Origin of the sequence: Methylobacterium nonmethylotrophicum (assembly GCF_004745635.1) — a bacterium.
Taxonomy (GTDB): domain Bacteria; phylum Pseudomonadota; class Alphaproteobacteria; order Rhizobiales; family Beijerinckiaceae; genus Methylobacterium; species Methylobacterium nonmethylotrophicum.
On sequence record NZ_SRLB01000016.1, the window covers coordinates 34,698 to 61,688 of the forward strand.

At 71.3% G+C, this 26,991-nt stretch carries 29 protein-coding genes and 1 other RNA gene; 17 read left to right on the forward strand and 13 right to left on the reverse strand.

Going from position 1 to position 26,991, the window contains the following annotated elements; all coding sequences use genetic code 11:
- Positions 1–81 precede the first annotated feature (81 nt).
- Both EU555_RS21250 and EU555_RS21255 read left to right on the forward strand, forming a co-directional pair.
- Complete coding sequence (locus EU555_RS21250; RefSeq protein WP_135417240.1) at positions 82–1,170, forward strand: phosphotransferase; 1,089 nt, start codon at positions 82–84, stop codon at positions 1,168–1,170.
- 202 nt (positions 1,171–1,372) lie between these two features.
- Positions 1,373–1,603: a hypothetical protein gene (locus EU555_RS21255; RefSeq protein WP_135417241.1), complete on the forward strand. Its 231-nt coding sequence runs from the start codon at positions 1,373–1,375 to the stop codon at positions 1,601–1,603.
- 38 nt (positions 1,604–1,641) lie between these two features.
- Here EU555_RS21255 and EU555_RS21260 read toward each other — a convergent pair whose 3' ends face one another.
- Both EU555_RS21260 and EU555_RS21265 read right to left on the reverse strand, forming a co-directional pair.
- Complete coding sequence (locus tag EU555_RS21260) at positions 1,642–1,842, reverse strand: hypothetical protein (protein WP_135417242.1); 201 nt, start codon at positions 1,840–1,842, stop codon at positions 1,642–1,644.
- Between the two features lie 500 nt (positions 1,843–2,342).
- Positions 2,343–2,927 carry a GNAT family N-acetyltransferase gene (locus EU555_RS21265; RefSeq protein ID WP_135417243.1) on the reverse strand — a complete coding sequence of 195 codons (585 nt, stop codon included), beginning with the start codon at positions 2,925–2,927 and terminating at the stop codon, positions 2,343–2,345.
- Between the two features lie 197 nt (positions 2,928–3,124).
- On the opposite strand from EU555_RS21265, the gene zapE reads away from it, so the two are divergent.
- The 4 genes from zapE (at position 3,125) to EU555_RS21285 (ending at position 6,887) form a co-directional block, all read left to right on the forward strand.
- A complete protein-coding gene (gene zapE, locus EU555_RS21270) occupies positions 3,125–4,324 on the forward strand; it encodes a cell division protein ZapE (RefSeq protein ID WP_245524415.1) in 1,200 nt (399 codons plus the stop codon).
- Positions 4,325–4,346: 22 nt separating this feature from the next.
- A complete protein-coding gene (locus tag EU555_RS21275) occupies positions 4,347–4,946 on the forward strand; it encodes a P-loop nucleotide/nucleoside kinase family protein (protein WP_205820973.1) in 600 nt (199 codons plus the stop codon).
- Between the two features lie 125 nt (positions 4,947–5,071).
- The gene (locus EU555_RS21280) at positions 5,072–6,208 is read left to right on the forward strand and encodes a M20 family metallopeptidase (RefSeq protein WP_135417245.1); all 1,137 of its coding nucleotides are present in this window, start codon (positions 5,072–5,074) and stop codon (positions 6,206–6,208) included.
- A 91-nt stretch (positions 6,209–6,299) separates the two neighbouring features.
- The gene (locus EU555_RS21285; RefSeq protein WP_167858627.1) at positions 6,300–6,887 is read left to right on the forward strand and encodes an NUDIX domain-containing protein; all 588 of its coding nucleotides are present in this window, start codon (positions 6,300–6,302) and stop codon (positions 6,885–6,887) included.
- Positions 6,888–6,913: 26 nt separating this feature from the next.
- On the opposite strand, the gene EU555_RS37110 is transcribed toward EU555_RS21285, so the two are convergent.
- Both EU555_RS37110 and EU555_RS37115 read right to left on the reverse strand, forming a co-directional pair.
- Positions 6,914–7,540 (reverse strand): alpha/beta fold hydrolase, encoded by a 627-nt coding sequence (locus EU555_RS37110; RefSeq protein WP_342636493.1) that lies wholly within the window; start codon positions 7,538–7,540, stop codon positions 6,914–6,916.
- Between the two features lie 39 nt (positions 7,541–7,579).
- Positions 7,580–7,903, reverse strand: a complete 324-nt coding sequence (locus EU555_RS37115; protein WP_245524417.1) for an alpha/beta fold hydrolase — start codon at positions 7,901–7,903, stop codon at positions 7,580–7,582.
- A gap of 113 nt (positions 7,904–8,016) precedes the next feature.
- Here EU555_RS37115 and ffs point away from each other — a divergent pair.
- The 8 genes from ffs (at position 8,017) to EU555_RS21330 (ending at position 13,994) form a co-directional block, all read left to right on the forward strand.
- Positions 8,017–8,113, forward strand: an RNA gene (gene ffs, locus EU555_RS21295) — signal recognition particle sRNA small type.
- A gap of 64 nt (positions 8,114–8,177) precedes the next feature.
- Entirely contained in the window at positions 8,178–10,082 is a 1,905-nt protein-coding gene (locus tag EU555_RS21300; protein WP_135417247.1) for a DNA polymerase III subunit gamma/tau, read from the forward strand.
- Between the two features lie 61 nt (positions 10,083–10,143).
- Entirely contained in the window at positions 10,144–10,464 is a 321-nt protein-coding gene (locus EU555_RS21305) for a YbaB/EbfC family nucleoid-associated protein (protein ID WP_135417248.1), read from the forward strand.
- Positions 10,465–10,563: 99 nt separating this feature from the next.
- Positions 10,564–11,169, forward strand: coding sequence for a recombination mediator RecR (gene recR / locus EU555_RS21310; protein WP_135417249.1), 606 nt, complete (start codon positions 10,564–10,566; stop codon positions 11,167–11,169).
- A gap of 104 nt (positions 11,170–11,273) precedes the next feature.
- On the forward strand, positions 11,274–11,789 hold the full coding sequence (def, locus tag EU555_RS21315; protein ID WP_135417250.1) for a peptide deformylase: 516 nt from the start codon (positions 11,274–11,276) through the stop codon (positions 11,787–11,789).
- Positions 11,790–11,795: 6 nt separating this feature from the next.
- Complete coding sequence (gene fmt, locus EU555_RS21320) at positions 11,796–12,728, forward strand: methionyl-tRNA formyltransferase (RefSeq protein ID WP_135417251.1); 933 nt, start codon at positions 11,796–11,798, stop codon at positions 12,726–12,728.
- Positions 12,728–13,480: a tRNA pseudouridine(38-40) synthase TruA gene (gene truA, locus EU555_RS21325; protein ID WP_135417252.1), complete on the forward strand. Its 753-nt coding sequence runs from the start codon at positions 12,728–12,730 to the stop codon at positions 13,478–13,480. The genes fmt and truA overlap by 1 nt, the downstream gene beginning before the upstream one ends.
- Before the next feature lie 76 nt (positions 13,481–13,556).
- Complete coding sequence (locus EU555_RS21330; protein ID WP_135417253.1) at positions 13,557–13,994, forward strand: coiled-coil domain-containing protein; 438 nt, start codon at positions 13,557–13,559, stop codon at positions 13,992–13,994.
- Positions 13,995–14,020: 26 nt separating this feature from the next.
- Here the strand turns inward: EU555_RS21330 and EU555_RS21335 are convergent, their stop codons facing one another.
- Positions 14,021–14,590, reverse strand: coding sequence for a hypothetical protein (locus EU555_RS21335; protein ID WP_135417254.1), 570 nt, complete (start codon positions 14,588–14,590; stop codon positions 14,021–14,023).
- A gap of 53 nt (positions 14,591–14,643) precedes the next feature.
- The gene (dapE, locus tag EU555_RS21340; protein ID WP_245524418.1) at positions 14,644–15,846 is read right to left on the reverse strand and encodes a succinyl-diaminopimelate desuccinylase; all 1,203 of its coding nucleotides are present in this window, start codon (positions 15,844–15,846) and stop codon (positions 14,644–14,646) included.
- Between the two features lie 136 nt (positions 15,847–15,982).
- On the opposite strand from dapE, the gene EU555_RS21345 reads away from it, so the two are divergent.
- Entirely contained in the window at positions 15,983–16,762 is a 780-nt protein-coding gene (locus EU555_RS21345) for a HesA/MoeB/ThiF family protein (RefSeq protein ID WP_135417256.1), read from the forward strand.
- Here the strand turns inward: EU555_RS21345 and EU555_RS21350 are convergent.
- The 7 genes from EU555_RS21350 to rpmI form a co-directional block, all read right to left on the reverse strand.
- Positions 16,759–17,682, reverse strand: coding sequence for a DUF1186 domain-containing protein (locus EU555_RS21350; RefSeq protein ID WP_135417257.1), 924 nt, complete (start codon positions 17,680–17,682; stop codon positions 16,759–16,761). The two genes, EU555_RS21345 and EU555_RS21350, sit on opposite strands and share 4 nt — an antisense overlap.
- Before the next feature lie 59 nt (positions 17,683–17,741).
- Complete coding sequence (pheT, locus tag EU555_RS21355) at positions 17,742–20,165, reverse strand: phenylalanine--tRNA ligase subunit beta (RefSeq protein WP_135417258.1); 2,424 nt, start codon at positions 20,163–20,165, stop codon at positions 17,742–17,744.
- A gap of 17 nt (positions 20,166–20,182) precedes the next feature.
- Positions 20,183–20,668, reverse strand: coding sequence for a hypothetical protein (locus EU555_RS21360; protein ID WP_135417259.1), 486 nt, complete (start codon positions 20,666–20,668; stop codon positions 20,183–20,185).
- Entirely contained in the window at positions 20,668–20,982 is a 315-nt protein-coding gene (locus EU555_RS21365) for a hypothetical protein (RefSeq protein ID WP_135417260.1), read from the reverse strand. The genes EU555_RS21360 and EU555_RS21365 overlap by 1 nt, the downstream gene beginning before the upstream one ends.
- 56 nt (positions 20,983–21,038) lie before the next feature.
- Positions 21,039–22,121 (reverse strand): phenylalanine--tRNA ligase subunit alpha, encoded by a 1,083-nt coding sequence (gene pheS / locus EU555_RS21370; RefSeq protein WP_135417261.1) that lies wholly within the window; start codon positions 22,119–22,121, stop codon positions 21,039–21,041.
- A 171-nt stretch (positions 22,122–22,292) separates the two neighbouring features.
- The gene (gene rplT / locus EU555_RS21375) at positions 22,293–22,670 is read right to left on the reverse strand and encodes a 50S ribosomal protein L20 (RefSeq protein ID WP_135417262.1); all 378 of its coding nucleotides are present in this window, start codon (positions 22,668–22,670) and stop codon (positions 22,293–22,295) included.
- A gap of 70 nt (positions 22,671–22,740) precedes the next feature.
- Positions 22,741–22,944 carry a 50S ribosomal protein L35 gene (gene rpmI / locus EU555_RS21380; protein ID WP_007561407.1) on the reverse strand — a complete coding sequence of 68 codons (204 nt, stop codon included), beginning with the start codon at positions 22,942–22,944 and terminating at the stop codon, positions 22,741–22,743.
- A 350-nt stretch (positions 22,945–23,294) separates the two neighbouring features.
- Here rpmI and EU555_RS21385 point away from each other — a divergent pair, with 350 nt between their 5' ends.
- Positions 23,295–24,428: a glycosyltransferase family 4 protein gene (locus EU555_RS21385; RefSeq protein ID WP_135417263.1), complete on the forward strand. Its 1,134-nt coding sequence runs from the start codon at positions 23,295–23,297 to the stop codon at positions 24,426–24,428.
- Positions 24,429–24,716: 288 nt separating this feature from the next.
- Positions 24,717–26,987: an amylo-alpha-1,6-glucosidase gene (locus EU555_RS21390; protein ID WP_245524423.1), complete on the forward strand. Its 2,271-nt coding sequence runs from the start codon at positions 24,717–24,719 to the stop codon at positions 26,985–26,987.
- The last annotated feature ends 4 nt before the right edge of the window (positions 26,988–26,991 follow it).

Genomic DNA, 26,991 nt, shown 5'->3' on the forward strand with positions numbered 1-26,991 from the left:
CTGCAATGCAGGAATGACCCGGGCCTCCGCCTGGGGCATGGTCCGGGCCGGAAACGCACGCTGAGAGGCCGCGACGATCGCATGACCGCCCCGTCACCCACCGCCGAGTCGTCGTCCGCCGGATCCTCGTCCGGGCTCCCGGAGACCATCCCGGTGCGCGAGGCCCACCGCTTCCCGACCGAGGCGCTGGAGGCCTTCCTCGCCCGGCAGGGGCTGGGGGCGATGCGCGCGCTGCACCAGATGCGCGGCGGGCAGTCGAACCCGACCTTCCTGGTGCTGGCCGAGGCCGGCGAGTACGTGCTGCGCAAGCAGCCGCCCGGCAAGCTCCTGCCCTCCGCCCACGCGGTCGACCGGGAGTTCCGGGTGCTGCAGGCGCTGGCCCGCACCGACGTGCCGGTACCGCAGGCGGTGGCCTACTGCGCCGATCCGGCCGTCATCGGTACGCCGTTCTACCTGATGGAGCGGCTGCACGGCCGGGTGTTCTGGGACCCGACCCTGCCGGAGCTGCCGCGCGAGGAGCGGGCGGGGATCTATGACGGCATGAACGAGGCCCTGGCGCGCCTGCACCTCGTCGACCCGGCGGCGATCGGGCTCGCCGATTTCGGCCGCGCCGGCAACTACTTCCAGCGCCAGACCGAGCGCTGGTCGAAGCAGTGGGTCGCCTCGAAGACCCGCGAGAACGTCGCCATCGACCGCCTGGCCGAGTGGCTGCCGGCCCACATGCCGCCGGACGACGGCGAGACCCGGATCTGCCACGGCGATTTCCGCCTCGACAACATGATCTTCCACAAGACCGAGCCGCGGGTGATCGGCATCATCGACTGGGAGCTCGCGACGCTGGGCCATCCGCTCGCCGATCTCGGCTACAACTGCATCGCCTACAACACCGCCCCGACCGCCTATCGCGGCATGCTCGGGCGCGACCTTCAGGCCATGGGCATCCCCAGCCAGGACGCCTACGTGGCCCGCTACTGCGCGCGCACCGGGCGCCGCGACGGCATCACGCCGTTCCACGTCGCCTTCGCGCTGTTTCGCCTGGCGGTGATCCTCGAGGGCGTGCTCGCCCGCTCCAAGGCCGGCAACGCCTCGAGCGACGAGGCGAGCGAGAAGGGCGCGCTGGGCATCGCGCTGGCCGAGCGGGGCTGGGAGGTGGCGCGGAGCCAGGCTTGACGGAAGATCGTCACCCAGGATATCCGTCGGCCCTCAGCAGAAGGACGAAGACGATGGTTCGCGCGCTCGCATATCCGGGGTTCTCCAGGCGGTGACGTGAGCGCACGCTTTTTCGTCTTCAGGCAACCCCGACGGCGCGAGCCCTCGGGGTTTTTCTTTGCCCGAAGACGGGGTCGCGCCTCCCGAGAGAAGAGGAGAGGTCATGACCACGCATTACGTCCAGTGCGAGCTGTCCCGTCACCGGCTCGTGCAAGTCACGTGGCTTCCGGAGCGCTTCGCCCGTGAGGGCCGCTTCGTGAAGCTCAAGGAGGAGGGCGGCTGGCAGGACGGCTGGCGGGTCGTCACCGCCTATCCGGGCGCGCGGCTCAGCCACGACGTGCTGATGGAGCGCAGCCAGGACTACAAGCGCACCCGCGCCGCATCCGAAATCTGAACCCGCGGGCCGTCCCCGGACAGCCCGTGGCGCCGGGCTCACCCGGCGGCGCCGGCTTCCCGCTCCCGGCGCCGCCGCAGGCGGGTGACGCCGTAGATCGTCGCGAGCCTCAGGCGGGCGGAGCGGACCGGGGGCGCGCTGCGCTCCGCCTTCACCGCCGCGATGGTGCGGAGCGCCGCCGCGACGGAGCGCTCGAGAGCGGCGGTCTCCTCGCCGCGGATGGTTCGGCCGGGCTGCATCCGGAACTCCCCTCCTGCTGTGCCGTGACCGGAGTTGAGCCGGACAATTCGGCACCGGCGGGGCCGGACCGTGGCGGGCGCCGGCCTTATTCACACGTCTTGCGGCTGACGAGGCCGGAGCAGGTGCCAACGGTTAAGCTGTACAGCGCCGCTCCGGCGTAGGCTGCGCGGCACTGTTCACTGCGATTTCAAGATGAATGCCCTCCCCTCTCCCGTGTGGGCTTGCCGATTCACACGTCGCCACTGAAGGCTGACACGGTGTGAAGGCGTGCACTTTCCCCTACCCCTTGTGGGGAGGGGCCAGGGGTGGGGGTGGTGCCGAACGAAGCTCGCGCGCTACGCGGCACCACCCCCACCTCCAACTCCTCCCCACAAGGGGGAGGAGAGGCGCGCTACCTTTGAGGGCGAAGCTTTCAGACAGCGATGTGAATGCGATAGCCCGTGTTGGAGAGGGGATCCCGCGACTGCTTCTTATCAGCGCAAGTCAGACGCCACCCGCATCACACCGCCGACACCATCGGCCAGGCCGCCGAGGCCGCCGCCGCGACGTCGAACAACCCGTCCACGTTCTCGCGCCAGAGCGAGAACGCGGTGGGCGGGCTCAGCGCCAGGACGGCATGGACCTCCCGGCCGCCCGCGCTGAACTCGGCGCCGAGGCGCCGGGCCAGTGCCCGCATCGGGCGGTTGCCGGACAGGCAGCGCAGGTGGAGGCGGTGCATGCCGCCGTTGCGGGCGGCCTGCGTCAGGCGGGCGCCGAGGGCGTGGCCGAGGCCGCGCCCGCGGTGTCCGCGCGCCACAGCGAAGGCGAGTTCCGCCTCCGTGGCCGCGCCGGCGGGGCGCAGTTCGCCGACGCCCCGCAAGGCTCCGTCCGTGAAGGCGCCGAAGACCAGGCCCTCGGCGACGAGGGCACGGGACGCGTAGGCGGCCGCCGCCGTCTCGCTCACCGCCCCCATGAAGCGGTCGAAGCGGGACTCAGGATCGAGGCCGCGAAACAGCGCGACGAGCGCGGTGCTGTCGCTCGGCCACAGGCGCCGGACCAGGGTGCCGGCAGGCGTGTTGAACGCGTGCGAGTAGGGCGCTTGCATTCTCGAGGTGCACTCCGGGCAGGGGGCTGCACATCCTCGAACGTTCCCTCATCCCGGCCGAGGGCCGGGATTGTGCAATGCAGCAGACGGTATGCCGTTCCGATGCTGCGATGCGCAACGGCCGTGCCGTCGGCGCATGCCATCGCCATGATCTCACCGCATTGCGCGGTCCGGCCCACCGCGATAAGCCCCTCGGCGTGACGCAAAGCCCCGCTTCCGCCGCCCGCTTCCCGGTCGCCGCCCGCTACGACGCCTTGGTCGAATCCGGCGCGATCGAGCGCGATCCCGCCCAGACCGACCTCGTCGCCCGCCTCGACGGGGTGATCCGCGACCTCGCCGAGGTGCCGCCGCCGTCGAGCCCCGGCCTCCTCGGCCGGCTGTTCGGGCGCCAGCCGGAGCCGGTGGCGGGGCCGCGCGGCCTCTACGTCTGGGGCCTCGTCGGCCGCGGCAAGACGATGCTGATGGACCTCTTCCACGAGGCCGCGCCGGGACCGAAGCGCCGGGTCCACTTCCACGCCTTCATGGGCGACGTGCACGAGCGGATCCACCGCCACCGCCAGGCGGTGAAGCAGGGCACCGCGCGGGGCGACGACCCGATCGCGCCGGTGGCCGAGGCCCTGGCGGCCGAGGCGCGCCTGCTCTGCTTCGACGAGTTCACCGTCACCGACATCGCCGACGCGATGATCCTCGGGCGTCTCTTCACCGCCCTCTTCGCCCGCGGCGTGGTGATGGTGGCGACCTCGAACGTCGAGCCCGACCGTCTCTACGAGGGCGGGCTCAACCGCGCCCTGTTCCTGCCCTTCATCGACCAGCTCAAGGAGCGGGTCGCCGTGGTGCGGCTCGATTCGCGCACCGATTTCCGGCTGGAAAAGCTCGGCGGCAGCCCGGTCTACCACGTGCCGGCGGACGAGGCGTCTTCGCAGGCGCTCACGAACGCGTTCCGGGCCCTGTCCGGCGCGCCGACGGGGCGCCCGACGACGATCCAGGTCAAGGGCCACGACGTGGCGATCCCCGAGGCCGCCGGCGGCGTCGCCCGCTTCACCTTCGCGGATCTCTGCGCCCGGCCGCTCGGTGCCGCCGACTACCTGGCGCTCGCCGAGCGCTTCCACACCGTGATCCTGGAGGACATCCCGGTCATGGACATGCCCCAGCGCAACGAGGCCAAGCGCTTCATCATCCTGGTCGACGCGCTCTACGACACCCGCACCAAGCTCCTGGCCTCCGCGGCCGCCGAGCCGACCGGGCTCTACCTCGCCGATTCGGGCCGCGAGGCGTTCGAGTTCGAGCGCACGGTGTCGCGCCTGATCGAGATGCGCTCGGAGGAATACCTCGCCCTGCCGCACGGCCGGCCGGACTCGGAAGCCTCCGGCAGCACGACCGGGCTGGTGGAGACGTAACCGCTCTGGCATGCTTCCGAGTATGGAAGCCGTCCCGGCACTACGGAATGTCGTCGTTTATCTGGTCGGTTTCGCCGGCGTCGGCAAGCTGACGACGGCCCTCGCGCTTGCGAAGCTCTTCGACGCACGAGTCGTCGACAATCACTGGATCAACAACCCGATTTTCGGCCTGCTCGACACCGATGGGGTGACGCCGCTGCCGGCCGGCGTGTGGGACCAGGTTGCGAAGGTGCGGAGTGCCGTTCTGGAGACTATCGCGACGCTCTCGGCGCCGGGCGCGAGCTTCATCTTCACCCATGAAGGCTACGACGGCGATCCCGAGGACCACGCGATCTACCGGGCCATGGCCTCGACGGCGGAGCGGCGTGGTGCCCAGTTCGTGCCGGTCCGCCTCCTCTGCGAGGTGCGAGAGCATGCCCGCCGCATCGTGCTGGCGGAGCGCGCAGTGCGGCTCAAATGCGTCGATCCCGACGTGGCGATCGCCGCCCATCGCTCGGCGTCGCCACTTCGCAGCGGGCATCCGAACGAACTGACCCTCGACATTTCCGCTTCCGCTCCGCACGAGAGCGCCGCGCGTATCCTCTCCCATATCGAGGCCATCGCGGGCGGGACGCAGTCCTGACCTCGGCGCAGCGCGCCCTCGCCCTCTTCGCGAGCTGCGACGCCCCGTCTCATCTCGGCTGGTTGCGCGCCCTCGCCCATGGGCGCAGGGCAGGGCCTTACGGACAAGCCTGGGAACCAAGACAAATGACCACCTCCCCTCTCCCGACCGACGTCTCGCCGGAGCGCGCCGTCGCGGCGATCTCGCGCTGGCTCGCGGTGGAGAGCCCCACGGACTCGGCCGAGGGCGTCAACCGGATGATGGACCTCGTCGCCGAGGAGGCCGCCAGCTTGAGCCTCGCCGCGGAGCGGGTGCCGGGCCGCGACGGCTTCGGCGACAACCTGGTCCTGCGGGCCGGCCCGCGCACGACCGAGCCCGGCATCCTGGTCCTCTCCCATCTCGATACCGTGCACCCGGTCGGCACGCTGGCGAGCGACCTGCCCGTGCGGGTCGAGGGCGACCGGCTCTACGGCCCGGGCGTCTACGACATGAAGGGCGGCGCCTGGCTGGCGCTCCAGGCCTTCGCGGCGGCGGCCCGTGCGGGGCGGGTGCGGCGTCCCCTCACCTTCCTGTTCACCAGCGACGAGGAGACCGGCTCGCAATCGACCCGATCGCTGATCGAGGATCTAGGACGGACCAGTGCCGCCGTGCTGGTGACCGAGCCCGGCCGCGACGGCGGCAAGGTGGTGACCGGGCGCAAGGGGGTCGGGCGCTTCGACGTCCACGTGGAGGGCCGCCCTTCGCACGCCGGCACCCGCCACGCCGACGGTCGCAACGCCATCCGGGAGGCCGCCCGGCTGATCCTCGAGATCGAGGGCCTGACCGATTATTCCCGTGGCGTCACCACCACGGTCGGGGTGATCGCCGGCGGCACCGCCGAGAACGTGGTGCCGCAGCATTGCCGCTTCGCCGTCGACCTGCGGGTCGTCACCGCCGCGGACGGGGAGGAATACGCCGGCCGGATCCTGGGCTTGCGCGGCGCGGAAGACTTTCGCGTCACCGTCACCGGAGGCATGAACCGGCCGCCCTACGATTCGGGGGCCGGCGCCGGGCTCTACGCCCATGCCAGGGCGCTCGCCCGGGACGAACTCGGCCTCGATCTCGGCGAGGTGCCGCTCACCGGCGGCGGCTCGGACGGCAACTTCACGGCAGCGCTGGGCATCCCGACCCTCGACGGGCTCGGCATCGACGGGGACGGGGCCCACACCCTGCAGGAATACGCCCTGATCTCCTCGATCGCGCCGCGCATGCGGCTGATGCAGCGGCTCTTGGAGACGCTGTGAGGATCCGGCGCGGCGCGACCTTTCGCGCCCGCCCCGCGTTGCCGGCCCGCGCCCTGCACGGATGCGGGACCGCCACGGATGGCAGGCGAGCATGATCAAGCGCGACAATCCCTGGATGACGCTCTCGCGGGAGCGCCGCTACGAGGACCGCTATCTCGGGGTCGACCTCGACCAGTTGCGCCACGAATCCGGCCGCGAGCACCCGCACGTGGCGCTACGCTTCAAGGTGTTCGGCGTGGCGGTGCTGCCGGTCGATCCCGCCGGGCGGGTCAGCCTGATCGGGCAGTACCGCTACGTGCTCGACCGCTTCACCTGGGAATTGCCCCGCGGCTCGGGCCCGGTCGCCGACGACGCGCTCGCCACCGCCCGGCGCGAACTCGCGGAGGAGACCGGCGACGAGGCGGAATCCTGGCTCGAATTGCTGCGCCTCGACGCCTCGCCGGGCATCTCGAGCGAGCAGGTCCCGGGCTTCGTCGCCTGGAACCTGCGCCGCGGCCCGGCCCATCCCGACCCGCAGGAGAGCCTGCGGGTGCGCCGCCTCCCCTTCGCCGAGGCGGTGGGCGAGGCGCTGGCGGGCGCGATCACCGACGGGCCGAGCGTGGCGCTGCTCCTGTGCCTCGCCGAGCGGGCGCGGCGCAGGGACCTGCCGGAGGATCTGCTGGGCCTGCTGGGGACATAGGCCCGGGGCTCCCTTGAGCCCGGGCCTCACCGCGCCGCCAGCTCCCGCAGCAGCGCCTCGTGGAACCGGTCCGGCGCCTCGACCTGCGGCGAGTGGCCCAGGCCCTCGAACATGACGAGCCGCGCGCCCTTGATCCGCCCTGCGACCTCCGGCCCGAGCCGGTCGTAGCGCCCCAGCGTCTCGGCGAGCGCCGGCGCGGCCCGGTTGGCGCCCGGCGCCGTGCGGTCCTTGGTCCCGGCCATCAGGACCGTCGGCACGCGCAGGCGGTCGAACTCGTGCACCACCGGCTGGGTGAACACCATGTCGGAGGTCTGGGCCTGGTTCCAGGCCACGCGCTCGGCGCCGGGACCGGCATAGAGCCCGGCCTGCATCTCGACCCAGCGGTCGTAGTCCGGCTTCCACTGGCCGTTGTAGTAGAACTTGAGCTGGTAGGCCTTGATGCTGGCGGCGCTGGTCTTGCGCTCGGCCGCGTAGGCCGCGTCGATCGTCTGGTAGGGCACGCCCTTCTGGCGCCAGTCCTCGAGCCCGAGGGGGTCGACCATCACCAGCTGCTCGACGGCGTCCGGGAACATCAGGGCGTAGCGGGCCGCCAGCATGCCGCCCATGGAATGGCCGACGATGGTCGCCTGTCGGATCCCCAGCGCCGCGAGCAGGCCGTGGGTGTTGGTGGCAAGCTGCTCGAAGCTGAACTGCTAGGCGGCAGGCTTCGTCGACTTGCAGAAACCCACCTGGTCGAGGGCGAGCACCCGGTAGCCGTCTCGCGCCAGCACCCCGGCGGTGTCGCCCCAGGTCGCGGCGCAGAAGTTCTTGCCGTGGAGCAGCACGACGGTGCGGCCGTTCGGGCGCTCAGGCGTCAGCTCCATGTAGGCCATCGACAGGTCCTGGCCCTGCGACGCGAAGGCGTGGCGCTTGACCGGGTAGGGATAGTCGAAGCCCTCGAGTTCGGGGCCGTAGGAGGGCGCGGCCGCGGCGGCGGTCGCGGAGAGGAGGCAGGCAGCGAGGAGCGGCAGGCGCATCGGCAGGTCTCCGGAAGGGACGCGAAGCCCTTACAACGCGCCGCCGCCGCGGAGGCATGCGCGCGCCCGAGCCCGCGCTTGCGTTTCCGGCGGCAGGCCGCCATATAGGGCCCGGGAGGTTGGCGAGGGACGTTTCACTCGCCAACCGGGTCAGGTCCGGAAGGAAGCAGCCCTAACGAGACCGAGCGGGTTTTCGTCCAGCCTCCCACCTACCCTTTTCAGGAGCGCGTGCGCCCCCGAGCCTCGGGGGCCGCCCTCACGACCCTGCGACCGCATGGACGAGACCTCCGGCACGCCCTCGATCGACGAGCCGGGTCTCCCCGGGTTCAGCGCCGCTCCCCGCCCGCAGGCCCCCGCCTACCGGGTTCTGGCGCGCAAGTACCGACCCAAGGATTTCGACGACCTGATCGGCCAGGGCGCCATGGTGCGCACCCTGGCGAACGCCTTCGAGGCCGGCCGCATCCCGCAGGCCTGGATGCTCACCGGCGTGCGCGGGGTCGGCAAGACCACCACCGCCCGCATCCTCGCCCGCGGGCTCAACTACGCCCTGCCCGACGCTCCCGACGCCGGGCCGACGATCCGCCTGCCCCGGCTCGGCCTGCACTGCGCCGCCATCATGGAATCCCGGCACATCGACGTGCTGGAGATGGACGCGGCCTCGCATACTGGCATCGACGACGTCCGCCAGATCATCGACGGCATCCGGTACGCGCCGGTCTCGGCGCGCTACAAGGTCTACATCGTCGACGAGGTCCACATGCTGTCCGAGAAGGCGTTCAACGCCTTCCTGAAGACGCTTGAGGAGCCGCCGCCGCACGCGAAGTTCGTCTTCGCCACCACCGAGATCCGCAAGGTTCCGGTCACCATCCTGTCGCGCTGCCAGCGCTTCGACCTGCGCCGGGTCGAGGCCGGGGCGCTGATCGCCCACCTGCAGAAGATCTGCGACGCGGAAGGCGTCGCGGCCGAGGCCGAGGCGCTCGCCGCCATCGCCCGGGCGGCGGAGGGCTCGGTGCGCGATTCGCTCTCGCTCCTCGACCAGGCGATCGCCCACGGCGCCGGCCGCGTCACCGCCGGGACGGTGCGCGACATGCTCGGCCTCGCCGACCGGGCCCGGGTCGTCGACCTGTTCGAGGCGGCGATGCGCGGCGACGTGCCGGCCGCCTTCGCGGAGCTGCGGGCCCAGCACGAGGCCGGGGCCGACCCAGGCGTCGTGCTCTCCGATCTCGCCGAGTTCACCCACCTCGTCACCCGCCTGAAGCTCGCGCCCGATTCGGCCCGAACCGATACCTCGCTCAGCGAGGTCGAGCGGGTGCGCGGCGGCGACTTCGCCGACCGGCTCTCGGTGCGCGCCCTGTCCCGCGCCTGGCAGATTCTGCTCAAGGCGATCCCCGAGGTGCAGACCGCGACCCGGCCGCTGGCCGCGGCCGAGATGGCCCTGGTGCGCCTGATCTACGCCGCCGACCTGCCGACGCCGGACGAGGCGCTGCGGCAGATCAAGGAGGGCGGGAGCCTCGGCCTTCCGGCCCGGGCGCCGGCGGCGGCTGCGCAGGCGGCTGCGCCGGTGGCGCAGGCGATGCGGGAGCTTCCGGCGTCCGCGCCCGTCGCCGCCCTTCGACCGGCGATGGCCACGGCGCCGGCCCTGGCGCGCAGCCTGCCCGATGCGCCCCCGGCCGAACCGGTCCGCCCGGACCCGCCGCCGCGCCCGACCCTGGTCCAGCCTGCCCCGGCCCCGAAACCGGCTGCCAAGGCCGAATCCGGCCCGCGCCTGCGCCGGTTCGAGGACATCGTCGCGCTCGCCGACGAGCGGCGCGACATCGGTCTCAAGATGGCGCTCGAGCGCGACGTGCACCTGGTGCGGTTCGAGGACGGCCGCATCGAGTTCCGCCTCGCCGAGGGCGGTCGGGCAACGCTCGCCAACGACCTCGCCAACGCCCTGAACGCCTGGACCGGCCGGCGCTGGGTGGTGGCCCTGTCGCAGGAGCCCGGCGAGGCGACCCTCGACGCCCGCGCCAAGGCCGCGGTCGCGAGCCGCCACCAGGGCGCCGCGAGCCATCCGCTGGTTCAGGCGGTGCTCAAGAACTTCCCGGGCGCCCAGATCGTCGACGTGCGCGACAAGACGCCGGAGCCGCCGGCCCTCGACGAGGCGCCGCCGCCCGAACCCGACGACGCGGACCCGTAGCCGCGCGCCGGCCGGCACCCCACATCTGTCAGGATCTCTCTCACACCGCGAGGACGCCGCCATGGACATCATGGGACTGATGAAGCAGGCCCAGGCCATGCAGCAGAAGATGGCCGACCTTCAGTCCGAACTCGACACCGTCCAGGTCTCGGGCGCCTCCGGCGGCGGCTCCGTCTCGGTGACGATGACCGCGAAGGGCGACGTGAAGGCCCTCACCCTGGATCCCTCGCTGCTGGTGCCCGACGAGAAGGAGATCCTGGAGGACCTGATCGTCGCGGCGCTCAACGACGCCAAGGCCAAGGCCGAACGCGCGGCGCAGGAGCGGATGCAGGAGCTGACCAAGGGCCTGCCGCTGCCTCCGGGCATGAAGCTGCCGTTCTAGCTCCCTCCCCTCCCCACAACTTGCAGTGATCCCGGGCAAGCCCGGGATCACCTGGGGAGGGGAAATCGCGCATCATTCTCAAGACAGGGCCCGAGTGTCATGCCCCAGGCCGTCGCGGGCCCCGAGATCGAGCGGCTGATCCAGCTCCTGGCCCGCATGCCCGGCCTCGGGCCGCGCTCGGCCCGGCGGGCCGCCCTCCAGCTCATCAAGAAGCGCGAGACGCTGCTGGCACCGCTGGCCGACGCCATGCGGGTCGCCGCCGACCGGATCGTAGTCTGCCACGAATGCGGCAACGTCGACACGCAGGATCCCTGCACCATCTGCCGCGACCCGAGCCGCGACCCCACCATGCTGGTGGTGGTGGAGGACGTCTCCGACCTCTGGGCGCTCGAGCGCTCCGGCGCCGTGACGGCGCGCTACCACGTGCTCGGCGGCGTGCTCTCGGCCCTCGACGGGGTGCGGCCGGAGAACCTGAACTTGAGCCGTCTGGTCGAGCGGGTGAGCGCACCGGCCATGCGCGAGGTGATCCTGGCGCTCAACGCCACGGTCGACGGCCAGACCACCGCCCATTACGTCACCGAGCTCCTGACCCACCTGCCGATCAAGGTCACGCGGCTCGCCCACGGCGTGCCGGTCGGCGGCGAGCTCGACTACCTCGACGAGGGCACCCTGTCGGCGGCGATCCGGCAGCGCACGGCGTTCTAGCCGCACCGCGTCATCGGGTTTGACCCCGCCGACACGAGCCCCTATCTCCCGGAACCATGCGGGCGCGCCGCGGCGCCCGGTTCCCCTTGCATTCTGGCCGTCCCATGACCATCCGTCGTCTCGTCCTCCTGCCGGACGCTCAACTGCGCCAGATCTCGGCGCCGGTCGGCACGATCACAGGCGACGTGCGGAAGCTCGCGGCCGACATGCTCGAGACGATGTACGACGCCCCCGGCGTCGGCCTCGCCGGCATCCAGATCGGCGAGCCGGTTCGCATCGTCACCATCGACACCTCGAAGGAGAAGGAGGAGCGTAAGCCCCTCGTGCTCCTCGACCCCGAGATCGTGTGGTCGTCGGAGGAGACCCGCCCCTACGAGGAGGGCTGCCTGTCGATCCCCGAATACTACGCCGAGGTCGTGCGGCCGGACCGGGTGCGGGTGCGCTTCCGGACCCTCGACGGCGAGACGGTGGAGCAGGAGGCCGACGGGCTGCTCGCCACCTGCCTGCAGCACGAGATCGACCACCTCAACGGCGTGCTGTTCATCGATCACCTGTCGAAGCTCAAGCGCGACCGGGTGATCAAGAAGTTCGCCAAGGCGGCCAAGCGCGAAGCCGCGTAACCGACCATGCCCCTCAAGGTCGTTTTCATGGGCACCCCGGACTTCGCGGTGCCGACGCTGGCCGAGATCGTCGGCGGCGGCCACGAGGTCGTGGCGGTCTATACCCGCGCGCCCGCGCCGGCCGGCCGCGGCATGGCCCTGCGGCCCTCGCCGGTCCAGGCGCTGGCGGAGAAGTTCGGGTTGCCGGTGCTGACGCCCAAGACCCTGCGCAGCGAGGAGGCGGCCGAGACATTCCGCGCCCACGGCGCCGACGTCGCGGTGGTGGTGGCCTACGGCATGATCCTGCCCCAGGCGATCCTCGACGCGCCGCCGCTCGGCTGCCTCAACCTCCACGCCTCGCTGCTGCCGCGCTGGCGCGGCGCCGCGCCGATCCAGCGCGCCGTGATGGCGGGCGACGAGGAGACGGGCGTCGCGGTGATGCGGATGGAGCCCGGCCTCGATACCGGCCCGGTCGGCATGCTGGAGCGGGTGGGTATCACCCCCGACATGACCGCCGGCGAGCTGCACGACCGGCTGATGCCGCTCGGCGCCGACCTGATGGCCCGGGCGCTGGGCGCGCTCGAGCGCGGCAACCTGCAGTTCCGGGCGCAGAACCCTGAGGGCGTCGCGTACGCCCACAAGATCACCAACGAGGAGGCGCGGCTCGACTGGGCGCAACCCGCGAAAGCCCTGCACGACCGGGTGCGCGGCCTGTCGCCGTTCCCGGGCGCCTACCTGACGGCCGATCTCGGCCGCGGGCCGGAGCGGGTGAAGGTGCTGCGGGCGCGACTCGCCGACGGGTCGGGCGAGCCCGGCACGCTCATCGACGCCGCCGGCACGGTCGCGGTCGGCGAGGGCGCGCTCCGCCTCGTCACCGTGCAGCCGGCCGGCAAGGGCGCGATGCCGTTCGAGGATTTCGCCCGCGGCCGGCAGATCGCGCCGGGCGCCCGCCTCGCCTGATGCCCCGCTACAAGCTCGTCGTCGAGTATGACGGCACCGCCTTCGCCGGCTGGCAGCGCCAGGCCGCCGACCGCTCGGTGCAGCAGGCGCTGGAGGAGGCGATCGCCCGCTTCGTCGGCGGGCCGGTGCGGGTCCACTGCGCCGGGCGCACCGATGCGGGCGTGCACGCGACGCACCAGGTCGTCCATCTCGACCTCGACAAGACCTGGCGCACCGACACCGTGCGCGACGCCGCCAACGCGCATCTGCGGCCGGAGCCGGTGGCGGTGATCGCGGCGGCCGAGGTCGGGCCGGATTTCGACGCCCGCCACTCGGCGATCAAGCGCCACTACCGCTACCGCATCCTCAACCGCCGCTCCCCGCCGGCGCTCACCCGCGGCTTCGTCTGGCACGTGCCCTGGGCCCTCGACGCCGCCTTGATGCACGAGGCCGCGCAGCTGATGCTCGGCCGGCACGATTTCTCCGCCTTCCGGGCGGCGGAGTGCCAGGCCAACAGCCCGGTGCGCACCCTCGACCGGCTCGACGTGACCCGGGAGGGCGAGGAGATCGTGGTGACCACCGCCGCGCGCTCGTTCCTGCACCACCAGGTGCGCGGCATGGTCGGCACCCTGATGCTCGCCGGCGGCGGCCGGCTCACGCCGCAGGGCGTGCGCGACGTGCTCGATTCCCGCGACCGCACCCGCTGCGGGCCGCTCGCGCCCTCAGGCGGCCTGACGCTGATCGGGGTGGATTATCCGGCCGAGTTCGGCTAACGTTGCGTCAGCTCGGCACGCTTGGCCAGCTGGGGCGTTTCTGACATCGTTGGCCTGCCGGACCAAACCGCCGACCATGACCGCCATCGCCTTCGATACCTATGCTCTGGTCCGCAGGCTCACGGCGTCCGGCCTGTCGGAGGACCAGGCCGAGGCGATCACAGGTGCGTTGAAGGATGGACGCGAGTCGGATCTGGCCTCGCTCGCGACCAAAGCGGATTTGCAGGCGAGCGAGATCGCGCTGAAGGCGAATCTGCGGGAGACCGAGGCCGCGCTGAAGACGGATCTGCGGGAGGTCGAGGTTTCGCTCAAGACGGACCTGCGAGCGACCGAGGTTCGGCTGGAAGCGAAGATCGCGGACCTCTCCCACCGGCTGGATCTCGGCATGGCGGCTGGCAGCGCCGACCTGAAGCTCCTCGAACAGCGGATGACCGTGAAGCTCGGTGCACTGGTGGCGGCCGCGGTCGGCATCCTGATCGCCGCGATACGCTACCTGCCACCCGCCGCGCACTGAGAGCGATATCCCGACGCCGAGTGACGTCACACCAGGGCGTGTGCCCCGCCGGCGATGCCGGCGATGAGCCCGAAGCAGGCGAGCGTGACGAGCGCTGCGGCGGGGCCGGCCAGGCCGAGGATCGCCCGGGCGGCGCGGGCGTGCAGCCACAGCATCACCACCACGAAGGCGCCGGCATCAAGCGCCGCGAGGCCCGGCGTGGCGAGATCGAGGAGCAGGAGGCAGCCCGGCAGCGCCAGGGCGGCGAGGCCCGCCGCCAGGCACCAGTTGGTCACGACCACGAAGGGCACGTAGGCCCGCGTGCGGTTCAGGCGGCGCAAAACCGCGATCATCGCCAGCGGCACGGCGAGGAAGCCCGCGACCACCGCCGCGAGCACCGACGCGGTGACGTGATCGAGCTGGAACGGCGCGGAGCCGGCCCCGCGCTCCAGGGCCAGCGCCACCGTGACCGCCGGCGCCGTGAGCCAGATCGCCCCGAAGGAGCGCCAGAAGCCGCGCTCGCTCACGTCGAAGTGGCGCAGGGCGTCCGGCCGGCGGCCGATCAGGCCGGCCGTACCGCGCAAGGAGCGGGTCACCTCGTCAGCGCTCACGAACATCGGCGGCCTCCGGTGGGTCGAGGCCACAAGATTCAACTTTCGTCTAATGCCGGTCAAGCCTGATACGGGGCATCGGCCGATCGAGGAAAATAGGTATCGAGCACCCGCCCGTAGATCCTGGCCAGCCGGTCGAGATCCGCCACCGCCACCCGCTCGTCGACCTGGTGCATCGTCTGCCCGACGAGGCCGAACTCGATCACCGGGCAGGCATCCTTGATGAAGCGGGCATCCGAGGTGCCGCCCGTGGTCGAGAGTGCCGGGCGGCGGCCGGTCTCGGCCGCGATCGCGTCGGAAACCTGCTCGACGAAGGCGTCCGGCGCCGTCAGGAACGCGACCGAGTTGGTCGGGCGCACGTCCAGGCTGTAGCGCACGGCGTTGCCGGCCGCCGCGGCGAGACGCCGCTCCAGCTCCGCCGCCAGGGTCTCGGGCGTCCAGAGGTCGTTGAAGCGGATGTTGAAGGTCGCCCGCGCCTCGGCCGGGATCACGTTGGTCGACGGGTTGCCGACATCCATCGTGGTGAATTCGAGGTTCGAGGCGTCGAAATGCGCCGTGCCGGCATCGAGCGGCGCGGCGAGGAGCCCCTGGGCGAGGCGCATCAGGCCCGGGATCGGGTTCTCGGCCCGGTGCGGATAGGCAACGTGGCCCTGCACCCCGTGCACGGTGAGGTTGGCGGTGAGCGAGCCGCGCCGGCCGATCTTGATCATCTCGCCCAAGGCGTCGGGATTGGTCGGCTCCCCGAGCAGGCAATGGGCGAAGCGCTCGCCCCGCGCCCGCGCCCAGTCGAGGAGCTTGACGGTGCCGTTCACCGCCGGTCCCTCCTCGTCGCCGGTGATCAGGAACGCGATCGCGCCGCCGAAATCCGGCCCGCGCTGCCCGAGGAAGGCGAGGGTCGCGGCCAGCATGCAGGCGATGCCGCCCTTCATGTCGACGGCGCCGCGGCCGAACAGCTCCCCGCCCTCGATCTCGGCCCCGAACGGGTCGTGGCGCCAGGACGCCCCGTCGCCCGGCGGCACCACGTCGGTGTGGCCGGCAAACAGCAGGCACGGGCCCTCGCCGATGCGGGCATAGAGGTTCTCGACGTCCGGCGTGCCCGGCTCGGAGAAGACCGGCCGCTCGACCGTGAAACCGGCCTCGGCGAGGATCCCCGCGAGAGTGGCGAGCGCCCCGCCCTCGTGCGGCGTCACGGAGGGGCAGCGGATCAGCGCTTGAGCCAGGGCGACGGGGGAATGGGCGAGAGGGAGGTGGGGATCGGTCACGGCGTGCATCCGCGGCAAGTCGAGCAACTGTCGCCGCGAGCGGTAGCGCCGAATGCCGCCGATGAGAACCGCCGCATGCGCGGCCCATCCTCCGAAGGACTTCCCGGCGGCCGGTATCTCGCTTAACCAGTGCCGGATGACCGCGCTCAGCCCCGACGAGATCGAACGCTACGCCCGCCACATCGTGCTGCGGGAGGTCGGCGGCCCCGGCCAGGTCCGGCTCAAGGCGGCCCGGGTGCTGGTGATCGGGGCCGGCGGCCTCGGCGCGCCGCTGATCCAGTACCTGGCGGCGGCCGGGATCGGCACGATCGGCATCGTCGACGACGACGCGGTCTCGCTCTCGAACCTGCAGCGCCAGGTCATCCACGGCACGCCCGATATCGGCCGGCCCAAGGTCGAGAGCGCGGCCGAGGCGGTCGCCCGGCTCAACCCCAACGTCCGGGTCGAGACCCACGCCACCCGGCTGACGCCGGAGAACGCGGAGGCACTGATCGGCGACTACGACCTCGTCGCCGACGGCTCGGACAATTTCGCCACCCGCTACGCCGTCTCGGACGCCTGCTACCGCGCCCGCCGGCCCCTGGTGACGGCGGCGCTCGGCCAGTTCGACGGCTCGCTGACCACGATCCGCGCCCACGAGACCGGGCCGGACGGCCGGCCGAACCCGACCTACCGCTGCCTGTTCCCGAGCCCGCCGCCGGCCGGCTCGGTCCCGACCTGTGCCGAGGCAGGGGTGCTCGGCGCGCTGGCCGGCCTGATGGGCTCGCTGATGGCGCTGGAAGTCGTCCGCGCCGTCGCGGGCTTCGGCGAGCCGCTGGTCGGCCGGCTGCTGATGGTCGATGCCCGCTCGCTGCGCTTCGAGACGCTGGCTTACGCCTGGGATCCCGGCAACCCGTTGAGCGGGACGGAGACCTAACGCATCGGCGGCAGCGGCGGCAGGGCGGCGAAGCCCTGCTCGACCTTGCCGAGGCAGCACTTCTTGAACTTCTTGCCGCTGCCGCAGGGGCATGAATCGTTGCGGCCGACGTCGCGATAGGGGTTGCGCTCGGGGATCGGGACTCCGTCGTCGTCGAGGTCGGGCAGGTGATCCATGGCCCCTTCGCGGGTATGGTCGAGCGCACCGATCAGGTCGTCGAGGTAGTCGATCAGCAGATCGTCGAAGCGCTCGCGGCTCTTCGGCCGCAGACGCGCTTCCTTGAGGGTCTCCTGCACCGTCTCCCAGCTGACGACGCGGCCGGCGTTGCGGCCGTCCTTGCGCGCCGCCTTGAGACGGGGCACGAGGTCGTCGAAGCCGAGCAGCGCGACCGTGTCCTCCCAGCCCTGCCAGACCTCCTCCGCGTCGGGCAGCGCCAAGCGCTCGTCGTCGAAGCGGACCAGGAAGGCTTTCACCGCCTCTCGGTCGATGCGTGCGTCGGCCGTCAGCAGCGCCAGGGCGTGGAAGAGCTGCATCCGCGCGAGGCCGGCGGGCGCCTCGCCGGCGATGGCGGCAAGCAGGGCGTCGGCGTCGCCGTCGAAGCTGCCGGCGACGAGGCTCGCCAGGGTGTTCGGGTAATCCTCCCCAAGGGCCGCGGATATGGCGTCGTCGTCGCGGCGCAGGAGGCGCATCAGGGGCGCGTGGATCCGGGTGTCCCGGGCCGAGGCCAGGACGTGGATGCCCCAGAACAGCAGGCTCCGCTCGGGCTCGGTCAGCGCCTCGCCTTCGCCGTCGGCGGCGCGGACGAGGATTGCGACCACCGGCTCGGCGATGGATTCCGGCGCCACCAAGGCGCGCTCCAGAGCCTCCTCCGGCAGGTAGGTCGCGGCCGAAAGCTCCCGGATCAGATCGGTATCCGCCATGCCCACCTCCTCCTCCGCTGATCCGGCGTCGTGCGGCGCGCCGCCGGTACGTGTCGGCCTCAACCCCGCAGGGTCGCGCCGGTCTTGCGCGTCACCTCGGCGACGATCTTCTGGCTCACCGCCTCGATCTCGGCGTCGGTGAGGGTGCGGTCCGTCGGCTGCAGCCGCACCGCCACGGCGACGGACTTCTGGTCCTCGCCGATCCCCGGACCCTCGTAGACGTCGAACACCTCGATCCCGGTAACGAGGGTGCGCTCGGCGCCCTGCGCCGCCTTCAGGATGTCGCCCGCCGCGACGGCGCGCGAGACCACGAAGGCGAAGTCGCGGGTGAGCGGCTGAAAGTCCGGCAGGCTCGCCGCCGGCTTCATCTTGGTCGGCCGGTGCTTCGGGAGCGGCAAGGCGTCGAGGGTGATCTCGCACACCACCACCGGGCCCTTCACGTCGAGGGCCTTCAGCACCCGCGGGTGCAGTTCGCCGAAGAACCCCACTTGGTTGCGCGGCCCGAACTGGAGCGTGCCGGAGCGGCCGGGATGGAGCCAGTCCGGCCCGCCGGCGACGACCTGCAGGCCGCCGGTCGGCACGCCGAGGGCGGCGAGCAGCGCGAGCGCGTCGGCCTTGGCCTCGAAGGCGTCGACGGGCCGAGCCGTGCCGTCCCAGTGCCGGCCGGCGCCGCCGTGGCGGGCGGAGCCGCGGCGGAGCGCCGTCGCCTTGGTGGTCTGGCCCTCCGGCTGGTCGGAGGCGAAGCACTGCCCGACCTCGAACAGGGCGACGTCGCCGTATCCCCGGTCGGCGTTGCGCTGCGCGGCGCGGGCGAGGCCCGGCACCAGGCTCGGGCGCATGTCCGAGAGGTCGGCGGCGATCGGATTGGCGAGCGCCAGCTCCGGCCTGCCGCCGCCGAACAGCGTCGCGTCGTTGTGGGCGATGAACGACCAAGTCACGGCCTCGACGAGGCCGCGGGCCGCAAACTCGCGTTTGGCGAGCCGCGTGCGCTTCTGCATCACGGTCAGGACCGGGCGGATGACGGTCGCCTCGATCCGCGGCAGGGGCTTGGGCTCGATCCGGTCGAGGCCGGCGATGCGCACGATCTCCTCGACGAGGTCGGCCTTGCCCTCGACGTCCGGGCGCCAGGACGGCGGGAGCACCTTGGCCCGGTCGCCCGAGCCGGCGACGTGGAAGCCGAGCGCCTCGAGCGTCACCTTCATCTCCGGCCGCGGCAGGTCGAGGCCGGAGAGGCGCCGCACCTCGGTCCACGGGAAGTCGACGATGCGGTCGGTGTCCGGCACCTCGCCCGACACGACAGCCTCGCTGGGTGAGCCGCCGCAGAGGTCGAGCACCATCCGGGTCGCGAGATCGAGGCCCGGCAGCGCGAAGGCCGGGTCGACCCCGCGCTCGAACCGGTAGCGGGCATCCGTCACGATGCCGAGGCGACGCCCCGTGCGGGCGATGGTGAGCGGGTCCCACAGGGCCGATTCGATCAGCACGTCGGTCGTGCCCGCGTCGCAGCCGGAATGCTCCCCGCCCATGATGCCGGCGATCGATTCGACCCCGGCCTCGTCGGCGATGACGACCGTGCCGTCGTCGAGCCGGTAGGTGCGCCCGTCGAGGGCCAGCACCTCCTCGCCGTCGCGGGCGCGCCGCACGGTGAGGTTGCCCCTCACCTTGGCGGCGTCGAAAACGTGAAGCGGCCGGCCGCGGTCGAAGGTAATGTAGTTGGTGATGTCGACGAGCGCATTGATCGGCCGCAGGCCGATCGCGGTCAGGCGCCGGCGCATCCACTCAGGCGAAGGCCCGTTCGTCACGCCCCGCACCAGCCGCAAGCCGAAGAGCGGGCAGAGATGATCGTCCTCGCGGGCGAGGTCGCGGGTGACCGTCACCGGGCAGGCCCCGTCCCCGCGCACCGGCGGGGTGTGCTCGCGCCGCAGGGTGCCGATGCCGGTGGCGGCGAGGTCGCGGGCGATGCCGTGGATGCCGGTGCAGTCGGGCCGGTTCGGCGTCAGGTTGATCTCGATCACCGGATCGTCGAGGCCGGCGAACGCCGCGTAGGGCTGGCCCACCGGCGCGTCGGCGGGCAGGTCGAGGATGCCGTCGTGATCGTCCGACAGGCCGAGCTCGGCACCCGAGCACAGCATGCCGCGGCTCTCGACGCCGCGGATCACGCCGACCGACAGGGTGATGTTCTTGCCCGGCACGTAGGTGCCGGGCGGCGCGAACACGCTGCGCATGCCGGCCCGGGCGTTGGGCGCGCCGCAGACGACCTGCACGGGCGCGCCCTCGCCGGTATCGACGGTGCAGACCCGCAGGCGGTCGGCGTTCGGGTGCTGCTCGGCGGTGAGGACGGCGGCGATGCGGTAGGGCGCGAGCGCCGCCGCCTTGTCCTCGACGCGCTCGACCTCCAGGCCGATGCGGGTCAGCGTCTCGACGATCACGTCGAGGGAGGCGTCGGTGTCGAGGTGGTCCTTGAGCCAGGAGAGGGTGAACTTCATCGGGGCTACCTCTCGGCTCAGGCGAGCCGGGTCTTCGTGATGAGGAGGACGGCCAGGCGGCGGCACTGGTCGTCGTCGAGGGTTTCGAGGTCGGCGATCGTCTTGCGGGCGCGGGCGACGGCGTTGCGGGTCACATCGCGACGGACATCGAGGCTCGGCGGGCTGTAATCCGCCAGGTGCCGGCGCTCCTGCAGATCGGCGAAGGCAGTCCCGATGCCGGCAATCACCGAGCCCAGCTCAGCCGCCTCGCGCCCCGACAGGCGCCGCCGGACCTGGCCGTGATCGAGCAGCCGGTAGATCGGCTCCATCACCGCGGCGTCACGCCGCCACAGGCCGAGCGAACGGGTGCAGACGAAGCAGAGGCCGTGAAACACGGCGTAATAGGCACCGCTGACGGCGCGCCGCATCGCCGCCTTCTCCAGGTTGCGGCGCCCGCGCTGCTCGGCCAGGGCATCGGCGAGTTCCAGGAGGTCGTAGACGAGGGAATTGCCCAGGCGTGGCATCAGGCGTTCTCTTCCTCGTCCCACTCATCCTCGTCGTCGTTCCCGAGGGGCTCGTCACCTGGATATCGGAATTCGAGATAGGGGAAGCGCTCCTCCCCCTTCGCGAGCAGAGCCATCCGAAGCGCCGCATGCGCGGCGTTGGATTCGGCCCCGCCGGTCACGCCCGAGCCAGGCTTGAAATGGGCGGTAACGAACAACGACGGCTCGTCGGCGTGGTTGTAGCCGGCGCGCAGTTCGGCCTGCTCATAGCCGGAGGCGGCGAGGTACTGCGTGAGGACCTCGTCGGTGATCGCTAGAATCTCGCTCTCAATCATGATGCGCCTCTCGGGGCAAGCCGCCTCGTTTACGTAGACGCCTCTGGACGGTGACGTCAGCCGGTCAGGCCACCGACCAGGCTCGGGATGTCGAGGGGCCGGAAGCCGTAATGCTCGAGCCAGCGCACGTCCGCCTCGAAGAACGGGCGCAGGTCCGGCATGCCGTATTTGAGCATCGCGATCCGGTCGATGCCCATGCCCCAGGCGAAGCCCTGCACGCTGTCCGGGTCGAGGCCGCAATTGCGCAGCACGTTGGGGTGGACCATGCCGCAGCCGAGGATCTCGAGCCAGTCGTCGCCCTCGCCGAAGCGGATCTCGCCGCCCTTGCGCGAGCACTGGATGTCGACCTCGGCCGAAGGCTCGGTGAAGGGGAAGAACGAGGGCCGGAAGCGCATCTTGACGCTGTCGACCTCGAAGAACGCCTTGCAGAACTCCTCCAGGATCCACTTCAGGTGGCCGATATTGGCCTGGCGGTCGATCACCAGGCCCTCGACCTGGTGGAACATCGGGGTGTGGGTCTGGTCGGAATCGTGCCGGTAGGTGCGCCCAGGGCAGATCACCCGGATCGGCGGCTGCACGCTGCGCATGGTGCGGACCTGCACCGGCGAGGTGTGGGTGCGCAGGAGCTTGCGCTTCCCGTCCCGGTCGGGCCGCAGGAAGAAGGTGTCGTGCATCTCGCGGGCCGGATGGCCCTCGGGGAAGTTGAGCGCCGTGAAGTTCAGCTCGTCGGTCTCGACGTCCGGCCCCTCCGCGATCGAGAAGCCCATATCGCCGAAGATCGCCGTGATCTCGTCCATCACCTGGGTGATGGGGTGGATGCGCCCGCGGGTCTCCGGGCCCTCGCGCACCGGCAGGGTCACGTCGATGCGCTCGGCACTGAGCCGGGCCGCGAGCGCCGCCTCGGCCAGGGTCTCGCGGCGCGACTGGATCGCGCCCTGGACCCGGTCGCGCAGTCCGTTGATCAGCGGGCCCTGCTCCTTGCGCGCCTCGGGCGACATCGCGCCGAGCGTCTTCAAGAGCTCGGAGACGGCGCCCTTCTTGCCGAGGGCGGCGACGCGCACGCCTTCGAGGGACGCCTCGTCGGCGGCGCCGGCGACCTGCGCCAGGAGATCGGTTTCGAGGCTGGTGAGATCGGTCATGGTCTGCTCAATCGGGGCTCAGCCGATGCCCTGCAACGCGCCGCCCCGCTCCGTCAACCCGGGCGGGGGACCGGCCTTCGCAACGCAAAACGGCCCGCGAGGGCGGGCCGTGCTGTCCGGTCGCGGGGGACCGGAGGACCCGCGCCGGGCGCGGGCCGTGAGGCTCGGGCTTCAAGCCGCCTTGACGAGCTCGGCCGGCAGCGCCGACTTGGCCTTCTCGACCACGGCCACGAAGGCCGCCGGCTCGTGGATGGCGAGCTCCGAGAGCGCCTTGCGGTCGACCTGGACGCCGGACTTGGCGAGGCCGTCGATGAAGCGCGAATAGGTCAGGCCGTGCGGGCGGACCGCCGCGTTGATGCGCTGGATCCACAGCGCGCGGAAGTTGCGCTTCTTGTTCTTACGATCGCGGTAGGCATATTGCATGCCCTTCTCGACCGCCTGCTTGGCGATGCGGATCGTGTTCTTGCGCCGGCCGTAATAGCCCTTGGCGGCCTTGAAAACCTTCTTGTGCTTGGCGTGGCTGGTCACGCCGCGCTTGACGCGGGCCATGGTGATCTCCTGGGGGTTCTACGAAACAGAGTGGCGGGGTGAAGCGTATCTCTGACGAAAACGCCGCGCGTCAGCGGGCGTTCGGCAGGAAGTACTTCTTCACGTTGGCGGCATCGCCCTCGAACAGGGTGGTCGTGCCGCGCAGGTTGCGGATCTGCTTCGTGGTCCGCTTGATCATGCCGTGGCGCTTGCCGGCCTGGGCGTACATGACCTTGCCGGTCCCGGTGATCTTGAAGCGCTTCTTGGCGCCCGACTTGGTCTTCAGCTTGGGCATTTTGCTCTCCTGACGCGAACTCCACCGGGGATCCGCCACGGGCGGGCCCCGACGATCGCGCTCGATCGAAGGTGTGGAGCGACACGAACCGCCACGGCAGCCCTCACGGCCGGGCGGGTCGGCGAGGCGCGCGCTATAACAGAGACGTGAGCAGACCGCAATCGCCGCCTCGCGGCGCGGTTGATTCCTGTGCGGGTCGGGAACAGGCAGGTTCCGGCGATGGCGTTGTGCGCCGCACCGGAACCATAAGCGTGGGAGCGCGGTTTCGTTCATGTCCCGCTCAGGCCCGATCCTGCTTGATCCCCGCCAACGTTGACCTGCCACCGTCTGGCGTCTCAGGAGATTTCGTCGTGCGCATTGCCCAGGTAGCCCCTCTCGCGGAGGCCGTTCCGCCGAAGTTCTACGGCGGCACCGAGCGTGTCGTCTCCTGGCTCACGGAGGAGCTGGTCCGCCAGGGCCACGACGTCACGCTGTTCGCGAGCGGCGACTCGGAGACGAGCGCCAAGCTCGTCGCCTGCTGCCCGGAGGGCCTGCGGCTCGCCGGCATCCGCGACCACGTCGCCAGCCACCTCGCGATGCTCTACCACCTGCGCCGGCGGGCGGACGAGTTCGACGTCATCCACTTCCACATCGACCTCCTGCAGTACCCGCTGTTCGAGGACCTGAACCACAAATGCGTCACCACCCTGCACGGGCGGCTCGACGTGCCGGACTTCATGCCGGTCTACCGCACCTTCACGGGCATGCCCCTGGTGTCGATCTCCGACCACCAGCGCGGGCCGATGCCCGAGAACGCGAACTGGCTGCAGACCATCCATCACGGCCTGCCGGCGGAGAATTGCCGCTTCTCGGCCACCCCGAAGGACGGCGGCTACCTGGCGTTCCTCGGTCGCATCTCGCCCGAGAAGCGCCCCGACCGGGCGATCGAGATCGCCAAGCGCTCCGGCGTGAAGCTGAAGATCGCCGCCAAGGTCGACAAGGCTGACCAGGAATACTGGGACGAGGTCATCGAGCCGATGACCCATCACCCCCTGGTCGAGTATATCGGCGAGATCAACGAGGACCAGAAGCACGAATTCCTCGGCAACGCGCTCGCCCTCGCCTTCCCGATCGACTGGCCGGAGCCCTTCGGCCTGGTGATGATCGAGGCGATGTCGGCCGGCACGCCGGTGATCGCGTGGCGCAACGGCTCGGTGCCCGAGGTGATCAAGGACGGCGTCTCGGGCGTGGTGGTCGAGTCGATGGACGAGGCGGTCGCCGCGGTCGAGACCTGCAAGGCGATGAGCCGCGAGGGCGTGCGCCGCTACTTCGAGACCCGCTTCACCGCGAGCGTGATGGCCCGCTCCTACGTGGCCGCCTACGAGTCGCTGCTCGCCGGCGACCTCGACGCGATCAAGATCCCGGGCCTGACCATCGGCGCCCCCGCCGCCCTCAACGGCGCGGCCAACGGTGCTGCGCTGCGCCCGACCCTCCGGGCGGTCTGATCCCGGCGGTCTGATCCCTGACACCCGTCGACGGACGAAAGGCCCGGCCCTCGCAAGGGGGCCGGGCCTTTCGTTTGTGCGGCGCCTGCCTGAAATCCGGGCCGCCGGGATAACGGATACCCCTGGCACATGCCGCACGATGGCCCACATTCGCTCTAGCGTGGAGCCGGTCTTCGCGAATCGCAGCGGGGAACCGCGCGCCGGCCTGCCGCGTGGACCACCCCGAGATCTCGCCCCCGATCCCCGCGACGCCGCGCGGGCCGAATGCCCAGGAGAGAACCCGTGCCGATGGTCGCGACCGCCCCCGACGACGAGACGCTGCCGCAATACCATATCGAGGCCCAGACCTCGCTGGTCGAGCGCCAGCTGCGCTCGCTCAAGCACGGCGACGCCTTCGCGGTGCTCGACAGCTACGGCGACATCGGCGTCTTCCCGGGACCCGAGGGACTGTACTTCCAGGACACGCGCTTCCTGTCGCGCCTGGAGCTGACCGTCGAGGGCCAGCGGCCGATGCTGCTCGGCTCGGTGGTGCAGGACGACAACGGCGCCCTCTCGGTCGACATGACGACGCCGGACATCCGGCTGGATGCCGGCGACGAGACCAGCATCCCGCGCGAGATCATCGCCCTCGACCGGACCAAGTTTCTCTTTCGCGGCACCTGCTACGACCGCATCGGCCTGCGCAACTACGACACCAAGCCCCGCCACCTGCGCGTCTCGCTGGCCTTCGACGCCGATTTCCGCGACCTGTTCGAGGTGCGCGGCAGCGACCGCGAGAGGCGCGGCCGGCGCAGCGTCGAGGTGACCGCCGCCAACGAGGTGACGTACCGCTACGACGGGCTCGACGGGCGCCGTCGCACCACCCGCCTGCGCTTCGGCCCCAAGCCCGCGCGGCTCGAGGCGCACAGGGCCGAGTTCGAGGTCCGGCTCTCCCCCGGCGGGCGCGCCTCGATCTTCGTGCGCGCCGTGTGCGACACGGTCGATCTCAGCCGGGAGGGCCAGGCGGTGGCGGCGGTGGGCAGCGCCCTGCCGTTCACGGCCGCCGCCTATCCGAGCCCGCGCCGCGAGGAGGGTCATCCGAAGGGCGAGGGCATGACCTTCGCGCTCGCCTACCGCGACGCCCGCCGCGACCTGCGCAAGGCCACCGCCAACATCACCACCATCGAGAGCTCGAACGACCAGTTCAACGAGGCCGCCTGCCGGGCGACCGCCGACCTGTACATGCTCTTGAGCCGCACGCCGAACGGCGTGTACCCCTATGCCGGCATCCCCTGGTACAGCACGGTGTTCGGCCGCGACGGCATCATCACCGCCATGATGACGCTGTGGATCGATCCCGAGATCGCCAAGGGCGTGCTGCGCCACCTCGCGGCGACGCAGGCGACCACCGTCGACCCGGCCGCCGACGCCCAGCCCGGCAAGGTGCTGCACGAGACCCGCAACGGCGAGATGGCGATCCTCGGCGAGGTGCCGTTCCGGCTCTATTACGGCACCATCGACGCGACGCCGCTCTTCGTCATGCTGGCCGGGCAGTACTACGAGCAGACCGGCGACCGGGCGACGATCGCGGCGATCTGGCCCAACATCCTGGCGGCGCTGAAGTGGATCGACGATTACGGCGACCGGGACGGCGACGGGTTCGTGGAGTATGCCCGCGAGACCGAGAAGGGCCTGGCCAACCAGGGCTGGAAGGACAGCCACGACTCGATCTTCCACGCCGACGGCCGCATGGCCCAGGGGCCGATCGCGCTCTGCGAGGTGCAGGGCTACGTCTACGCCGCCAAGCGGGGCGCGGCGAAGCTCGCGCTGCTCATGGGCGAAGGCGTCCTGTCGGAGCGGCTGAAGGGTGAGGCCGAGCGGCTGCGCAAGGCCTTCGACGAGAAGTTCTATCTGCCCGAGATCGGCACCTACGCCATCGCGCTCGACGGCGAGAAGCGCGCCTGCGCGGTGCGCTCGTCGAATGCCGGCCACGCGCTCTTCACCGGCATCGCCTATCCGGAGCGGGCCGAGAGCGTCGCCGCGGTGCTGATGTCGAAGGACGGCTTCAACGGCTGGGGCGTGCGCACCATCGCCAGCGGCGAGGCGCGCTACAACCCGATGTCGTACCACAACGGCTCGATCTGGCCGCACGACAACGCGCTGATCGCGCTCGGCCTCGCCCGCTACGGCCTGAAGGCCGAGGCCGCGCGGGTGTTCGAGGGCCAGCACGGCGCCTCGCTCTACCAGGAGGGGCGGCGGCTGCCGGAACTCTTCTGCGGCTTCATCCAGCGCAAGCAGCGTGGGCCGACCAACTATCCGGTCGCCTGCAGCCCGCAGGCCTGGGCGGCGGCGGCGCCCTTCGCGTTCCTGGCCGCCTGCCTCGGGCTCGAATTGCGCCACGACCGCAACCGGGTCCGCTTCCGCGACCCGATCCTGCCGGCCTTCCTGGACGACGTGCTGATCCGCAACCTGAAGCTCGGCGACAGCCACATCGACCTGCTGCTGCACCGTCACGGCAATGACGTCACCGTCAACGTGCTGCGCCGGACCGGCGACGCGCAGGTCGTCCTGCTGAAATAGCGTG

Bases quoted from the DNA above. Each gene is read 5' to 3' on its own strand.
- EU555_RS21360 (WP_135417259.1), bottom strand. From the start codon at position 20,668: ATGCCACGCCTGGGCAATTCCCTCGTCTACGACCTCCTGGAACTCGCC.
- EU555_RS21300 (WP_135417247.1), top strand. From the start codon at position 8,178: ATGGACGAGACCTCCGGCACGCCCTCGATCGACGAGCCGGGTCTCCCC.
- EU555_RS21335 (WP_135417254.1), bottom strand. From the start codon at position 14,590: ATGTTCGTGAGCGCTGACGAGGTGACCCGCTCCTTGCGCGGTACGGCC.
- pheS (WP_135417261.1), bottom strand. From the start codon at position 22,121: ATGACCGATCTCACCAGCCTCGAAACCGATCTCCTGGCGCAGGTCGCC.
- EU555_RS21350 (WP_135417257.1), bottom strand. From the start codon at position 17,682: ATGGCGGATACCGATCTGATCCGGGAGCTTTCGGCCGCGACCTACCTG.
- EU555_RS21285 (WP_167858627.1), top strand. From the start codon at position 6,300: ATGATCAAGCGCGACAATCCCTGGATGACGCTCTCGCGGGAGCGCCGC.
- EU555_RS21250 (WP_135417240.1), top strand. From the start codon at position 82: ATGACCGCCCCGTCACCCACCGCCGAGTCGTCGTCCGCCGGATCCTCG.
- EU555_RS21260 (WP_135417242.1), bottom strand. From the start codon at position 1,842: ATGCAGCCCGGCCGAACCATCCGCGGCGAGGAGACCGCCGCTCTCGAG.
- pheT (WP_135417258.1), bottom strand. From the start codon at position 20,165: ATGAAGTTCACCCTCTCCTGGCTCAAGGACCACCTCGACACCGACGCC.
- EU555_RS21265 (WP_135417243.1), bottom strand. From the start codon at position 2,927: ATGCAAGCGCCCTACTCGCACGCGTTCAACACGCCTGCCGGCACCCTG.
- EU555_RS21330 (WP_135417253.1), top strand. From the start codon at position 13,557: ATGACCGCCATCGCCTTCGATACCTATGCTCTGGTCCGCAGGCTCACG.
- rpmI (WP_007561407.1), bottom strand. From the start codon at position 22,944: ATGCCCAAGCTGAAGACCAAGTCGGGCGCCAAGAAGCGCTTCAAGATC.
- fmt (WP_135417251.1), top strand. From the start codon at position 11,796: ATGCCCCTCAAGGTCGTTTTCATGGGCACCCCGGACTTCGCGGTGCCG.
- rplT (WP_135417262.1), bottom strand. From the start codon at position 22,670: ATGGCCCGCGTCAAGCGCGGCGTGACCAGCCACGCCAAGCACAAGAAG.
- EU555_RS21345 (WP_135417256.1), top strand. From the start codon at position 15,983: ATGACCGCGCTCAGCCCCGACGAGATCGAACGCTACGCCCGCCACATC.
- truA (WP_135417252.1), top strand. From the start codon at position 12,728: ATGCCCCGCTACAAGCTCGTCGTCGAGTATGACGGCACCGCCTTCGCC.
- EU555_RS21275 (WP_205820973.1), top strand. From the start codon at position 4,347: ATGGAAGCCGTCCCGGCACTACGGAATGTCGTCGTTTATCTGGTCGGT.
- EU555_RS37115 (WP_245524417.1), bottom strand. From the start codon at position 7,903: ATGCGCCTGCCGCTCCTCGCTGCCTGCCTCCTCTCCGCGACCGCCGCC.
- EU555_RS21305 (WP_135417248.1), top strand. From the start codon at position 10,144: ATGGACATCATGGGACTGATGAAGCAGGCCCAGGCCATGCAGCAGAAG.
- EU555_RS21365 (WP_135417260.1), bottom strand. From the start codon at position 20,982: ATGATTGAGAGCGAGATTCTAGCGATCACCGACGAGGTCCTCACGCAG.
- EU555_RS21390 (WP_245524423.1), top strand. From the start codon at position 24,717: ATGGTCGCGACCGCCCCCGACGACGAGACGCTGCCGCAATACCATATC.
- recR (WP_135417249.1), top strand. From the start codon at position 10,564: ATGCCCCAGGCCGTCGCGGGCCCCGAGATCGAGCGGCTGATCCAGCTC.
- EU555_RS21280 (WP_135417245.1), top strand. From the start codon at position 5,072: ATGACCACCTCCCCTCTCCCGACCGACGTCTCGCCGGAGCGCGCCGTC.
- EU555_RS21255 (WP_135417241.1), top strand. From the start codon at position 1,373: ATGACCACGCATTACGTCCAGTGCGAGCTGTCCCGTCACCGGCTCGTG.
- def (WP_135417250.1), top strand. From the start codon at position 11,274: ATGACCATCCGTCGTCTCGTCCTCCTGCCGGACGCTCAACTGCGCCAG.